11 protein-coding genes are annotated in these 14567 nt (G+C 50.8%); 3 read left to right on the plus strand and 8 right to left on the minus strand.

The genetic code is table 11. The features are described 5' to 3' along the window. Nucleotides 1-164 precede the first annotated feature (164 nt). Nucleotides 165-407, minus strand: a complete 243-nt coding sequence (locus tag AB3N00_RS19655) for a hypothetical protein (RefSeq protein ID WP_413036112.1) — start codon at nucleotides 405-407, stop codon at nucleotides 165-167. Nucleotides 408-536: 129 nt separating this feature from the next. Next, on the minus strand, nucleotides 537-2528 hold the full coding sequence (gene uvrB / locus AB3N00_RS19660) for an excinuclease ABC subunit UvrB (RefSeq protein WP_153980105.1): 1992 nt from the start codon (nucleotides 2526-2528) through the stop codon (nucleotides 537-539). A gap of 169 nt (nucleotides 2529-2697) precedes the next feature. On the opposite strand from uvrB, the gene AB3N00_RS19665 reads away from it, so the two are divergent. Together AB3N00_RS19665 and AB3N00_RS19670 are read left to right on the plus strand one after the other, a co-directional pair. Further along, nucleotides 2698-3495: a flagellar motor protein gene (locus tag AB3N00_RS19665; protein ID WP_413036113.1), complete on the plus strand. Its 798-nt coding sequence runs from the start codon at nucleotides 2698-2700 to the stop codon at nucleotides 3493-3495. After that, nucleotides 3479-4285 (plus strand): flagellar motor protein MotB, encoded by an 807-nt coding sequence (locus AB3N00_RS19670; RefSeq protein ID WP_413036114.1) that lies wholly within the window; start codon nucleotides 3479-3481, stop codon nucleotides 4283-4285. Before AB3N00_RS19665 ends, AB3N00_RS19670 begins: the two co-directional genes overlap by 17 nt. 98 nt (nucleotides 4286-4383) lie before the next feature. Here the strand turns inward: AB3N00_RS19670 and AB3N00_RS19675 are convergent, their stop codons facing one another. The 6 genes from AB3N00_RS19675 to AB3N00_RS19700 form a co-directional block, all read right to left on the minus strand. Beyond that, nucleotides 4384-5064, minus strand: a complete 681-nt coding sequence (locus AB3N00_RS19675) for a DUF1266 domain-containing protein (RefSeq protein ID WP_413036115.1) — start codon at nucleotides 5062-5064, stop codon at nucleotides 4384-4386. A 16-nt stretch (nucleotides 5065-5080) separates the two neighbouring features. Beyond that, on the minus strand, nucleotides 5081-7714 hold the full coding sequence (locus tag AB3N00_RS19680) for a tetratricopeptide repeat protein (RefSeq protein ID WP_413036116.1): 2634 nt from the start codon (nucleotides 7712-7714) through the stop codon (nucleotides 5081-5083). Between the two features lie 7 nt (nucleotides 7715-7721). Further along, nucleotides 7722-9419, minus strand: coding sequence for a molecular chaperone HscC (locus tag AB3N00_RS19685; protein ID WP_413036589.1), 1698 nt, complete (start codon nucleotides 9417-9419; stop codon nucleotides 7722-7724). Nucleotides 9420-9760: 341 nt separating this feature from the next. Continuing rightward, complete coding sequence (locus tag AB3N00_RS19690; protein ID WP_413036117.1) at nucleotides 9761-10945, minus strand: ABC transporter permease; 1185 nt, start codon at nucleotides 10943-10945, stop codon at nucleotides 9761-9763. Then, nucleotides 10938-12134: an ABC transporter permease gene (locus AB3N00_RS19695; protein WP_413036118.1), complete on the minus strand. Its 1197-nt coding sequence runs from the start codon at nucleotides 12132-12134 to the stop codon at nucleotides 10938-10940. Before AB3N00_RS19695 ends, AB3N00_RS19690 begins: the two co-directional genes overlap by 8 nt. A gap of 12 nt (nucleotides 12135-12146) precedes the next feature. Further along, complete coding sequence (locus tag AB3N00_RS19700) at nucleotides 12147-13082, minus strand: ABC transporter ATP-binding protein (RefSeq protein WP_413036119.1); 936 nt, start codon at nucleotides 13080-13082, stop codon at nucleotides 12147-12149. A 210-nt stretch (nucleotides 13083-13292) separates the two neighbouring features. Between AB3N00_RS19700 and AB3N00_RS19705 the strand changes: the two genes are divergently transcribed. Next, a complete protein-coding gene (locus AB3N00_RS19705) occupies nucleotides 13293-14567 on the plus strand; it encodes a sensor histidine kinase (RefSeq protein WP_413036120.1) in 1275 nt (424 codons plus the stop codon).

Here is a 14567-nt window from a genome sequence, read left to right on the forward strand (position 1 = left end):
CTCGGCTCCCCTTGAACACCAGGGCGCTCACGGCTCCGCCTCGTTCGCGGTAGGTCGCCATTGCCTTTGGCTCGGCTTCCCTTAACACCGGGACGCTCACGGCTTCGCCTCGCTCGCGGTAAGTCGCCATTGCCCTGGCTCGGCTCCCCTTAACACCGGGACGCTCACGGCTTCGCCTTGCTCGCGGTAAGTCGCCATTGCCCTTGGCTCGGCTCCCCTTGAACACCAGGGCGCTCACGGCTCCGCCTCGTTCGCGGTAGGTCGCCATTGCCTTTGGCTCGGCTCCCCTTGAACACCGGGACGCTCACGGCTTCGCCTCGCTCGCGGTAAGTCGCCATTGCCCTGGCTCGGCTCCCGAGTACACGACTTCCAAATACTTTCCCTATAAACCTTTTAACCAATTTCAACTTTTCTACCAGTATAGACCTGATTACAGATTTTCAACATGTCTAATTATCGGTCAATGATTGCTGGTTCTTTACTCAACAAGAGAACGGCCGTCTGGCCGTTCTCTTGTTGCATATCTATTTATCAACTTACTCTGCGCGTAACTCCAGCAAAGCATCGCGAAGTTCAGCCGCACGCTCAAACTGCAGGTTCTTGGCGGCATCTTTCATCTCAGCCTCAAGACGCTGAATAAGCGACTGGCGTTCCTTCTTCGACATCTTCTCGGCAGCGCCTGTAAGATACTCGTTTTTGGATTCGGCAACCTTGGTGGCCTCAATCACATCACGCACTTTTTTGCGAATCGTCTGTGGAGTAATTCCATGCTTCTCGTTATATGCAATTTGAATCTCACGACGGCGTTCCGTTTCCTTCATCGCTTTGTCCATCGAATCGGTCACTTTGTCGCCGTACAGAATAACTCGGCCATCGCTGTTCCGCGCTGCCCGACCGATCGTTTGGATCAGTGAACGTTCAGAGCGAAGGAATCCTTCCTTATCGGCATCCAAAATCGCAACAAGCGAAACTTCCGGCAAATCCAAGCCTTCTCTTAGCAAGTTGATACCGATCAGCACATGGAATGTTCCCAGCCGTAGATCACGCAGGATCGCCATACGTTCCAATGTCTTGATCTCGGAGTGCAGATAACGCACCTTGATTCCGATTTCCTTCAGATAATCGGTCAGATCCTCGGACATTTTCTTCGTCAGCGTCGTGATGAGTACACGTTCATCCTTCGCAATCCGATCATTAATCTCACCAATCAGATCATCAATCTGACCCTTCGTTGGGCGAAGCTCAATAATCGGATCAAGCAGACCGGTTGGACGAATGATCTGCTGCACCATCGTATCCGTATGCTCAATCTCGTAAGGTCCTGGTGTTGCCGATACATAGATAATCTGATTCATCTTCTCTTCGAACTCTTCGAATTTCAGCGGACGGTTATCCAGTGCAGATGGCAGACGGAAACCGTGATCTACCAGAACTGTCTTCCGCGCTTGGTCACCGTTATACATCGCTCGGATCTGTGGAAGGGTTACATGAGACTCATCGACCACGATTAACATGTCATCCGGGAAGTAATCCAGCAGGGTATACGGTGTATCGCCACGTTCACGGAATGTCAGCGGTCCGGAATAGTTCTCGATCCCTGAACAAAATCCAACTTCCTTCATCATCTCGATATCATAGCGCGTACGCTGCTCCAGTCGCTGTGCCTCCAGCAGTTTGCCCTGTTCGCGCAGCACTTCAAGTCGCTCTTCCAGTTCACGCTCAATGTTGACGAGTGCGACCCGCATCGTTTCTTCCTGGGTTACGAAGTGAGATGCCGGGAAGATGGCAATATGATCGCGCTCACCGATCAGTTCTCCGGTTAACACATCAATTTCCGTAATCTTCTCAATCTCGTCTCCAAAAAGCTCCACCCGAATCGCGTGTTCACCCTTGGATGCCGGGAAAATCTCAACAACGTCGCCACGCACACGGAACGTGCCCCGCACAAAGTTGATATCATTCCGCTGATATTGAATCTCTACCAGACGGGACAAGATCTGATTGCGCGGCTTCTCCATGCCTACGCGCAGTGACAGCAACATGCTGGAGTAATCATGCGGCGATCCCAAACCGTAGATACAGGATACACTCGCTACAATAATGACATCACGGCGTTCAAACAATGAACTGGTCGCAGCGTGACGCAGCTTGTCAATTTCCTCGTTGATGCTTGAATCCTTCTCGATGTACGTATCGGAAGACGGAATATATGCTTCTGGCTGATAGTAATCGTAGTAACTGACAAAATACTCAACCATGTTGTTTGGAAAGAATTCCTTGAACTCACTCGCAAGCTGTGCTGCCAGCGTTTTATTGTGGGCAATAATCAGCGTGGGACGTTGCAGCTTGGCAATAGTCTGCGCAATTGTGAACGTCTTACCTGTTCCTGTTGCACCCAGCAGCGTCTGATATCTTTTCCCTTCCTGAACACCCTGCACCAGTTCTTCTATGGCAGCAGGCTGGTCACCTTGGGGAGAAAACTCGGACTCGATCTCGAACGTTTTGTCGCTCATTATAATATCGCTCATTGCCGTATCTCACCCTATCGTCTAAAATAATAGTCACTATATATTGTCGAAGTTCCCCGAATTTTAATATGGGAAAACTTATAGTAATAGGAATATTTGTTCCCGTATAATTATACCTCGTTCGTACATGTGATGCAAACGTGAAGTAAAGACAGGAGTGGGTTAATTTATGGATATTGCGACACTTATCGGCATCATAGCCGGGATTGCCGCAGTGATTAGCGGTTTTTTGTGGGAAGGCGGCCAATTGTCCGGCCTGCTGCAAAAAACGGCTGCTCTGATTGTATTTGGTGGAACAATTGCTGCAGTGGTGGCCAGTTTCCCGGCTCATCGGCTGCGTACCATTCCGGCTGCACTGCGCATGGCCTTTGGACGTAATGACAATGATCCAAAAAAATGGATGAAAGAATTAGTGGACATGTCTTCGATTGCCCGCCGCTCAGGCGTGCTTGCATTGGAACGCCAGGTGATGGATCATCCGCATCCTTTTCTGAAAGACGGCATCCAGATGGTTGTCGATGGCACCGATCAGGATGTGATTCGTCAGATCATGGAGCTGGAGATCGATTCGGTGGAACAAAAGCATGAAGGTTATGCCAAAATTTTTGAATCCGCTGGAGGTTACGCTCCAACGATGGGTATCATCGGTACGGTCATGGGACTTATTCAGGTTCTAGGCAGCCTGACAGATCCTACCGGACTGGGCCCAGCCATCGCTGTAGCTTTTACTGCCACCTTATACGGGGTAGCCAGTGCCAATCTTATCTTTTTGCCCATTGCATCCAAAATTAAATCACGGAGTGCCGAAGACATCCAGATGATGGAGATGCTGCTTGAAGGTGTGCTCGCCATCCAGAATGGAGAGAACCCTCATCTCGTACGCAAACGACTGGAGTCCTTCACGCTCACCCATCGTCAAATCTCACGTCCCGTAGCGAAGGAGGGATTGGATGAGTCGGCGCAATAGAAGGCGCGGTAAACGTGAACCTGGCGATCATCGGGATCGCTGGATGATTACCTATGCCGATCTCATTACGTTGCTGCTGATCTTTTTTGTAATCATGTACGCCATGAGCAACTTGGATTCCGGGAAATACGATGTAGTTACCCAATCACTCCAAAATACATTTAATCAATCAGATTCCATTCTTGAACTCGGTAACGGCATGGATGAAACAGCAGGACAAACGATTACCGAGGTTCCTCCAAGCGAAACTCAGGGTGAGGATGCAGCAACTCCTGAGGGCGAAGATCAGCCGCTGACGGAACGGGAAGAGCAGTTTCGATCCCAGGAGGAAGAGCTGCAGAATCTGTTCAATGTGATTACCCGGTATATCGAGGATAATAACCTGGAAAATCAGATTTTTGTCGCAGACAATCCACAGGGAATATCCATCACACTTAGTGATCGCTTTCTGTTTGATCAAGGACAGGCCGCCCTCAAAAGCGATGCTGCACCCACACTGAGCAAACTTGCGAGTCTGTTCCGTGATCTGAGCACTATTGTCAGTATCGAAGGTCATACCGATAACGTACCTGTCGGGGCCAACTCTTCATATAAAGACAACTGGGAGCTTTCCGGCGAACGCGCGCTGTCTGTACTGCGCTTTTTTCTGGACAAAGAGAACCTGGACCCTGACGGCTTTCAGTATGCCGGGTATGCGGACACACGTCCTACCGGTGATAACTCCACTGCAGCCGGCAGGCAAAAAAACCGCCGGGTGGAAATTACCGTCCTGCGTCAACTGCAACCCTAAACGTCCTATTCTTCAAACGATGAGGTATCCTGTTTCCTCGCAAAAAAGCACGTTCCTGCTGAACCGAATTCAGTAGAACGTGCTTTTGTGTTTCTATTTTACTGCAGCGGGAGATACCAGTCTACCTTATTATAGATGCTGTTCGATTGAGCAAACAAATTACGCACATAATTCACCTGGCGCTGAACCAGCGGCTCGGCCGTTTGTTCCAACCAGTACAGCCTGCCTGCCAAGAAGGCGACCGCGTACTCTTTCCACGAAGAATAAGCCGATTGCGCTTCAAGGGCAGCCTGCAACATCAATTGTTCAGCTTCCACCTCAGTGATAAAACCGACATAAGCACTTTTGCGGCACAAGTTCGCGTATCTTCCCCAATCCCAGGCTGCGATGCCGGCAGGAGGCAGTTTGTACATGTACGTTTTGACCACCAGATACTCATGATATCGGCCAGTTTCCGGATTAAGGGAGTGAATGCACTTCCATTGATTGGCTTCCGACAAGGCATTCATAAAAGTTCTCATTCGTTCAAACGCAATCCGATGTCCGCCTTCCCGGATCCATTCCAAAGCCGACAGGAGCTCTTCCCTGTTATGAATACGCCATTCTTCTTCCAGAGAAGTACGGAATCGATTCCTTTCTTCCTCGTCCTCATCATGCTCATAATTGTTGCGCATATCCAGTCCATTCATCTCGTCCATGATGGCGCTCATACCCCGAAACCACAACTGTTTATCCGTAATCCCCCGCACAGTCCGGGCCGCTCCTCTGTCCTCTCCCATGTTCTCGCCCTCCTCCCTATATAAAGTGTAAGTCGATAACGTCGTCTGGCATCAGATACTGAAGGGGTACAGTCGAAGGCCACAGCTCATGCGCCGGCTTGGATTTGCGAAGTTTTTTCAAAAAGGAAAATCCTCGTTCTGCAGCACGAGCTGCAATCGCATGACGACGAACAACATAATCCGGATGATTGGACTGACTGTGAAGAGCCTCTTCAGCATAGGCAAGAGCCTGATCCCATTCATTCTTATCGTAATACACCATGCTCAGCACACTGCACACATCCCCTCGCAGGCCTGCGCCATAGGCTTTGCCCAGTTCAAGAACAGCCATATCCATATCCCCTGCATGATAGGCTGCAATCCCGGAATACAGCCAGATGTGCGGATCGATATCCCCAGGTTCTTCCCCGTCCACATAGGCTTCAACATAAGCGCGGACACTTCCCCAATCTTTGATTTCCACCAGATATCTTGCAATGAACAGCAGACCCCATGTTTCGACTGACTCCATGTTGGACATCATCTCTGCCAGCTTGTTCAAGTGCGTATCCTTCTCCTGGATATCAGACTCCATAATGCAAACGACAGCCATTTTGGCAAGCTCATATACGTTGGGATGTTCGTGTAGACCATTGACGTATGTATTGTGTGCCTGAAACATCTGCCCTTGTAAACGCAGTATATCTCCTTCAATTAACGGACCGTCCTGATCCTCCGGGTCCTCGCTGCGAAACTGGCGAATGTCCTCCAGTGCCTGTTCCATCTCACCCAGCCTCGCTCGCGCAATGGCCAGATAATAATAAATGACGGATTCATGCTCATAAGCCACAGAGGTTTCAAGAGAATGCACAGCTTCGGTATACTGCCCCAGTTTCAGATGCGCAAACCCTTTCCGGTACCAGGCATTGGCAAAATCAGGCTCCTTAACCACAACGATCTCATAGTCGGTGAGCGCTTCTTCATAACGACCCATTCTAAAATAGCAAAGTGCCCGCAGCGAATAATATTCATACGGTTCAGAGTTCAGTTCAATCGCCTGACCTGATAGTTCAATGGCAGGCTCAAGCTGATCTTCTCTCTGGTAAGCACTCGCCAGCAGATGTCTGGCCTCCGCATGGGACGGTTCCAGTTCCACTGCTCGGCCCAGATCCTGTATGGCAGCCGTATTATTATCCAAGCGCAAATGCAGTTGTCCCCGTTCAAGCAATATCGAAAAGCTGCTGGTCCCTTCCCTGCTCGCAGCAGCCTCAGCATACTGAAGGGCTTCAATCCCTTCCTCGCCTTTGCCTATTCGAACCAAGCCCTGGGCCCAGAGCAGATATAAGGCCGCATCCAACTCCTCGTTTACATTAATTTCACCGAGATACTGAACAAGCTGCTCATCGTTCCACAGTTCAGCATACCCCTCGGCAGCTTCACGCTGCATCCTGCGACGAACGACCGCATCCGCTTCCTGCTCAGCCGCTCTGATCTTTTGCTCAACCCGTTTCCGTTTCAGCTCCAGCAGCGTAATCTGCATCTCCACATCATGTGGATGCAGCGCTACAATCTGCTCAACCATGGTCAGCGCTGTATCCAGTTCACCCTGCTCCTGATAGAACAAGGCCAATCCATTCAATGCATCCAGTTGGTGAGGTTCTTGCTCCAGCACCTTGCGGTACAGCTGTTCTGCCTGTTCCTTTTGTCCGGCGGCATGCAGCAATCTTGCGCTATGCAGCAGTCCATCCACTGCATCTGGCTCCAGTGCAGCCAGCCGTTCAAACAATAGCAGAGCTGCGTCTTCCTCCTTGTTCCACAAGCGAAATTTGGCTGCCAGACGTATCAGATCCGGATCATCAGGATACAGTGCCATCCCTGCATCAATATGAACTCCGGCATCGGCAACGTCTCCTTGCAGCATCAGCTGAAATGCCGTATCCCGCAGGCGAATGAAGGTCTCATAGTCCACGTCCCTTCCCGGATCAAACGTATCATAACGCAGCTCCCACGGACGCCCCAGTTCCAGGCCAGGGTACTCTGCGATCTCCTCCGGAAGCACCTCTTTCAACTCTTCCCGCTGTTCGGTCCAGCCAAAAAAGTCATCCAATCGGCCCCAGATGGTTTTCGGTAAAAAAGGGCGTTCAAACAGCATACGCAGCAGTTCCGTTCCCGCATAAAATTTCACATCCAGCTGCCACAGTTCCTCGCTCTGCAGCCAGTCCTCCCATACGGCCGAATCGGAGCGTTTGAAAACATCCTCTACAATATAACTTGCCCGTTCAAACAATCGTACGGTATCATCCACTGCTTCTGTATCCTGAAGCGAAGTTGCTGCCGTCTCAACAGGAGCATCCCAGTGATCAACGGTAAAGTATACTGGACCATCTTCCGACCCGGAAGCAGATTCCTGCAGAGGGCCCTCCATCTGAACAGAGGATGTTTCCGGATCGAGCCGTCTCTGTGCGTGTGGATCTTCCTGTGCCGCAAGCAGCTCCTGATCCCGCAGCGGTTCTTTCGCAGCCTTCAGGGCCTGCTCGTAAGCCGAACGCAATTGCTGGAATCCCTCCGGATCGTCTTCCGGATGTGTACTCCGGAGCTGCTTCGCATACGCGCGTCTGATGGCTCCTGTATCCTGCGTCGGTTCAAGTCCCAATCTTGTCCAGATGTCCATTCACGTATCACTCCCGCACTCTTTCAATTTGATCCAGCACTTCCTTCAGCTTCTCTGCTTCTTTCCTGATTTCACGGTCATCCTGACGTTTGAGCGTCTCCTCGAACTGCAGCATGACTTCGGCAATAATTGTACGGTACTCTGCGAGTGATTCTTCATACATCCGTTCTCCGCGAGCCAATAGCAGACGGTTCTCCATCCGATCCCGCGGATGGATCTTGATGGCCTCCAGCGCTCTGAATCGCTCGGCAATTTCCTCTTTGGACAGGTCGCTTTCCTTGCCCTGAATAATCGCTACCTTCTTCTCTCCTGTCTCCACGGAAGTCACTTCGACTTCCAGGATGCCGTTAATATCATACGTGAAACGGATGTCCACGGCCTGTTGCCCTGCCGGTGCAGGCGGTACCGAGATCGTCAGTTCCCCCAGCTTGACATTGTTTTTCGCCAGACGGCTCTCCCCCTGATAAATATCCGCAGTAATCGATGTCTGATTGTTGTGCATCGTATAATATCGCTCCACTTTACTAACGGGAATAACCGTGTTCCGTTCAATGATTGGAGCAAACATCCCTGATTCGAATCGTCCGTTGCCAAGGGACATCGATACAGACGTCCCCAGCGTGTACGGACACACGTCCGTCAGGATTACTTCCTCCAGATCGGCATGACGTTCCTTCATTGCTGCCTGGATACCAACACCGAGGGCAACAGCCTCATCCGGATGCAGATGATTCGCAGGCAGTCTGCCAAACAATTTGCCTGTAAACGAATAAATAAGCGGCATGCGCGTAGCCCCGCCAACAAGGATAACGGCATCCAGCTCGTTCAATTTGACGGAAGCATCGCGCAGTGCACGCTCGACCGGTTTTTGCAATCGTGCCAATAATGGCTTCGCCGCCTGATCAAATTTTGCACGGTCAACGCGAAGTTCCCGTACTCCTTCTTCCAGTGTTAGGGACATCATTCCTTCACGCCCATCGACCAGTGCGCGTTTGCATGATTCCGCCTGCTTCCAAAGGGCTGACTGTGCCTTGCTTGACAGCGTATCTTGCTCTATTTGATGCTGTTCGGCAAACAAGTCCACAAGTAGTCGCGTAAAATCCTCGCCACCCAAAAAGTTATCTCCGGCGACCGATTTCACTTCCATAATTTGATCAAACAGTTCCAGGACGGATACATCAAATGTACCGCCACCCAGATCAAATACGAGAAATTTCGTTTCCGGCTGCTGCTGATGCAGACCGTACGCTATGGCCGCTGCTGTTGGCTCGCTGAGCAAGCGCTCTACCTTGAGGCCAGCCAATTCTCCTGCTCGCTGTGTAGCCTTGCGCTGGGCATCATTGAAGTACGCGGGCACGCTAATAACCGCTTCGGTCACGGACTCCCCCAGGTAGGCTTCAGCATCCGCCTTCAGCGATTTCAATATAAAGGCCGACAACTCTTCCGGCAAAAAATGATATGTACCCAAATGGAACGTTCGCCCGGTTCCCATGTACCTTTTGAAGACAGAAGCTGTGCGCTCGGGGTGTGTAATCAGCCGTTCTTTGGCCACTTCACCCACGAGCATCTCACCGTTGTCGTCGACACTGACGACCGAGGGCGTCAGACGGTTGCCGAGTGCATTTGGAATAATAACGGATTCTCCGTTAGCCCAGCAGGATACCAGGCTGTTCGTTGTTCCCAGATCAATACCGATGATGGTCATGAAGTAATTACCCTCTTTCTGTTCAACATCCATAATGGCGCAGGACAGTCCCACAAGCCTTGTTATATGCTGCCATATACCAATCCGGCATAAAGGTGGGCCCATTCTGATTAACTCCTTACCGAACAATTTATCATACATCAACAACCCGAGGACATAGGTATAACTTCACTGATTTACCCAAAAGCAGGCATCACGAATCAGACCCTTGGCACCTTCCTTACCTGATAACAGCCCTAAAACCGGATACACAAATGTGCACCCGGCCGTTCGGAATTTTTGGAAGTCTTTCTATTGATTAAATGAACCCACCCTGACTTGTCGCAGTATAACTCAACAATCTATGCATCCACACCAGGCTGGTTCGGACGAAGAATGACGGATCCAACAGTCAGCAAAATGGCAGCCATACCACACAGAATAAGCAGCGGCAGCCTGATGTCGGCTAACGTGCCTCCTGCAGAGATCGTCTCGACGGCCTGAATCGTCCATTTCTGCGGGACAAAGTTCGCCAGCTTTTGCATATAGTCCGGCATAATCGACAGCGGCCAGAAGCATCCTCCAATCATGCAGGTAGGCGTGATTATGAGCGAGTTCAGCATGTTTGCATTTTTGGATTCACGGATCAATCCGGCAACTGTACTCGCAATGCCCATGGAGACCAGCATAAAGGCAGCCAGGATGAGGAAGTGTACGCCAAACGGAATACCTGCATCATAATGCAGCAGCCCGCGGCTAATCCCCAGTACAAGCACAATCTGGATCATACCGATTGCAAAGCTGCCCAGGAAATTGCCAAGGGCAATTTCATATGCCCGGACTGGAGCCGTGTACACTCTGGCCATTGTGCGCTGCCTGCGGTCTTCCATAATGACGGCTACGGCGCTCGTCAGCAAACCCATCATGAACATGATCGTAAATCCGGTCACGTTGTTCAGTCCCGGTTTGGGATACATCTGCAGATCGGTAGCTTCACCGGAGATTCGATGTTCGTTTGTTTTTTGCAGCAGCTGTTCGAATTTATCTTGTTTCACCAAGGGATCCGGCGCTCCCCCTTCATCTGAAGCAGTGCTGGTTGCCCCAAGTACAACCCTTGCCGACTGATGCAGTCCGGCAGCCATCCCTTCAACTGCAGCCCGCAGGGTATAGGAACTCTCACTGACACGCAGTTCAACCAGCTCAACTTGAACCTGCTTGCCTTGCAGCAGCTCATCCGTATAGTGAGCTGGAATGATGATACCTGAATTCCCCTTCTGCCGGGTAATGGCTTCCCTCAGTTCTGCCTCATTCTTCATGGACTTGAGCAGATATTCTTCCTTATTGGCGAGTTCATCCACGATCCATGCTCCCGCCGCCCCTTGATCCTCGTTTACATAAGGGATGACTGCTCGTGTGGCCTGTTCGCTCCCAAATAACGCAACCGCGCCCGTGACAACAAGACAGGGAAGCAGCAGGAACGCGATGAATCCCCGTTTGCGTCCTATTGTACGTCTGATCATTAACCAGGCAATATGCAGACTATTCATAGCGGTATCCCACCTTCCTGTAGATCACAGCTGCGATAGCAAGCAAGACGGCACTCACTACACCGAGCATGACGATGTTGTGCATAATTTCGCTCATCGATGCGTCCAGCATCATTCGCAGGAAACTTTGCAGCGCCCAATGATTCACCGTGAATTCGCTAATCCGCTGTACAAAATCAATGGCAATCGGCGTGAACCCGCCGCTAATAAACGTCATGGCAATGATGATGCCTTGCATCAGCGCACTTGCGGAGGTCGAACTTTTGCTCACAAGAGCCACAATGACTCCGATTGTCATCGAGGCAATGGTGATCAGCACACAGATCAGAACGATCAGCCAGGGATGTGTCCCCCAATTCACACCGTATAACCAATAGGTCATCAGAACGATGATCATCGCCTGTATGAAGGCAAGCAGGCTGTTGCCTGCAATTTTCCCTGCAAAAATGACACCGTTGCCCAGGGGAGCTGCCTGCAGGCGGGTTAAGGTTTTTTTGTCCCGCTCACTAAAAAGACTATTGCTTGTCGTCATGCCTGAATACAACATGAACATGGCCAGCATGGATGCCGCATAATATTGAGAGGCACTGTATGAGGTATCCGCTGTCCCAGGATTACTGACGTTAATATAAGACATATTCCCCGAGCCCACATCAGGGCTGGACGCCACGGCAGTACTCGCTTCCGGTCCCAATACCTCTGCTACTGCAATATGCCTATTCAGTTCATCCGTGAAGCGCGTAAACAGCGTCTCTCCTACAATATTCAACGTACTATCTTTCCCCAGAATCCATTGCAGTTTGGCCTCTTCCCCCTGCATCATCCGCTGTTCCAGGTCCGATGGGACCAAGACTGCAAAATCGAGTTCACCTTGCCTTAGCGCACGTACGGCCTCTTCCTCTGTAGACATGTGCTGCACCTTCATCATTTCGGCTACTGCCGGGGTCTTCACAAATGTATTCAAGGCTTCACTGATCGAATCTGAATCTGAAACCGAGTTCGAACCCGTCTGGATAACGCCCACTCTCACCTGGTCCGGAACATTGTCCTTCCCCGTTCCCATCGTACTCGATAACGCAGTCCCCAATATAAAGATCAACAGCAGCGGCAGAATAAACAGGTTCAGCAGAACGGATCGAATTTTCAATATCCGCCTTAGTTCAAAGATGCAAATATGCCAAATCTTCATCACAGCCACCCCCTAGTCCCGCAGCGTGCGCCCGGTCAGATTGAGGAACAGGGTTTCCAGATCCGGCTCTTCGACCTTGAGCGACTGAATGGCCATTTCATGTTTACTGCATATGAAAAGGATATCCTGCAGATCCTGCTGTGCCGAAGGCAGCGTAACGGTTAATATATCTCCTGTCACTTCTACCGCATGTACACGAGGGTGAAGCTTCAATTCCTCCACGGCACCGGGTCCAATTCCCGAAGTAGTAAGCACTATTTTTTCCTCGGATGCGACCCGCTCTCTCAGCTCCGCTTCGGTACCACAGGCAATAATGTGTCCCTGATCCATAATCGCTACCCGGTTACTGATCGCCGCAACTTCCTCCATGTAATGGCTTGTATAGATGATGGTTGATCCCATTTTATTGAGTGTACGTACCGATTCCAGGATGTGATTCCGCGACTGGGGGTCAATGCCCACCGTTGGTTCGTCCATAATGATCAGATCCGGCCGATGCATAATGGCACACGCGATGTTCAGCCGACGTTTCATCCCGCCGGAGAAGGTAGAAGGAGTATCTTTCGCTTTGTCCTGCAATCCTACAAATTCGAGCGACTCCTGCACCCTTTCCTTCAGCAGTTTACCGCGCAGTCCGTACAGCCGGGCAAAAAAAGTGACATTCTCCGCAGCAGTCATCGTTTCATAGAGGGCCAGATCCTGCGGCACCAATCCGATCCTGCGTTTGACTTCAAGGGGCCGCTCCTTGACCGAGATGCCATTAAGCAGAATTTCACCCTGGTCGATGCCGAGAAGACCGGCAATCATGCTGATGGTTGTGCTTTTGCCTGCTCCATTCGGTCCCAGCAGTCCAAAAATCTCGCCTTTCTCCACAATCAGGTTCAAATGATCCACCGAAAGCTTGCTGCCGTACCGTTTTACGACATGATCCATTTCAAGAATAGCCATCGCTTATACGCTCCTCTTCCACTCCAGCGGTGTGACGCCGGATTTCATATCTGTATTGTAACGAATCAAACCATTTTACGAAGGTACGAAAGGTCATAAGATGAAGGTGACTTAAGTCATCTCCTGCTCGGAAAGCAGGCTGTGATATAATCAGGGATGCATTACCGGGAATTTTCCAATCCACTTCAAAATAAAAGGATGTTCTTACCCATGCCGATGCGTTTACTGCAATACGGTTTAATTCTCGTTCCAGCTGTTCTGTACCTGTTGATGGTACCTTTGGATCGCGATGATCTATATACTCTGTATGTCATTATTGCTATCGGACTGGCCGTCTGCAAAGACTTCGCCCGTCCTGGTGCTGGGCATTTGATGCTCGTTTTGATCGAAATACTCTGGAGCTGTTGGCTGATTGCCTTATACGGTCCCTTTATGTTGTTTCTCTCCTCATCCTTGCTCTATGTGTATATGTATAGATTAGAAGGAACCGCGCGCTGGCTGATACTTGGAGTTCAGCTTATCGCCAGCAATATCGCGTTACATTGGCATTTTGCTCCACCACAGGAGGTGGTTCCGTGGCTTACCGCAATTCACCCCATCCAAACACAGCCTGGAGCTCCATTCGATGAAGAGGCAGCCGGAAAGGTTGTCGGTAACCTGACCCTGATCCTCACCGCCGCACTTTCCTGGCAGGGTTCCAGAACAGCGAGCAGCCGCGGACAGCTGGAACAGGTATATGACGAGCTTCGCAGTAAACATTACGAGCTTCAGGACGCACGTGCACAGCTGCTGCTGTTTACCAAGCAGCTTGAAGGAGTCGCTCAGGCGGAAGAGCGTACCCGAATTTCAAGGCAGCTCCACGACGAGATCGGGCACCGCCTGATTCGCACCAAAATGATGTCCGAGGCTGCCCTGTTGACCCTCCCTCTGGACAACGAACAGGGTACGGAAATGGTAAGACAGATCCGCGATCAATTGGCGGCAAGTATGGAGGATATGCGCACCACTCTTCACAAGTTGCGGCCTAATTCCTATGTATCCGATGCCTATGCACTGGATCATCTCCTGGAGGAAGTGGGTAGGGAAACCGGTGTGAAGACCAGTTATGAAGTCCACGGTCCATCCCGTGTGCTGTATCCGAGCATGCAGATCGTATTATATAAAAATGCCAAAGAAGCCCTGACGAATGCCCTGAGACACGGAAACGCAAGTACGATTACGGTGGAAATGGCATTTGGTGAGCGCGAAGTCTGCATGACGGTCAGCAATGATGGGGAGATCCGGAGCCAACCGTCCACCAAGGGACAGCACGCGGGAACACAGATCAGCCGGAGCGCAGCAGCAGAGTCAACCAAACTGGGTATGGGGCACGAAGGGATGCGTTTGCGTACAGAGTCCATTGGAGGTCAGCTGGAGATCCGATCAGCTTATCCCTACACAGTCATTACACGCCTGCCAATTACGAATAAAGTGGATTTGATCTGA

Source organism: Paenibacillus xylanilyticus (genome assembly GCF_047246825.1).
GTDB lineage: Bacteria > Bacillota > Bacilli > Paenibacillales > Paenibacillaceae > Paenibacillus > Paenibacillus xylanilyticus_B.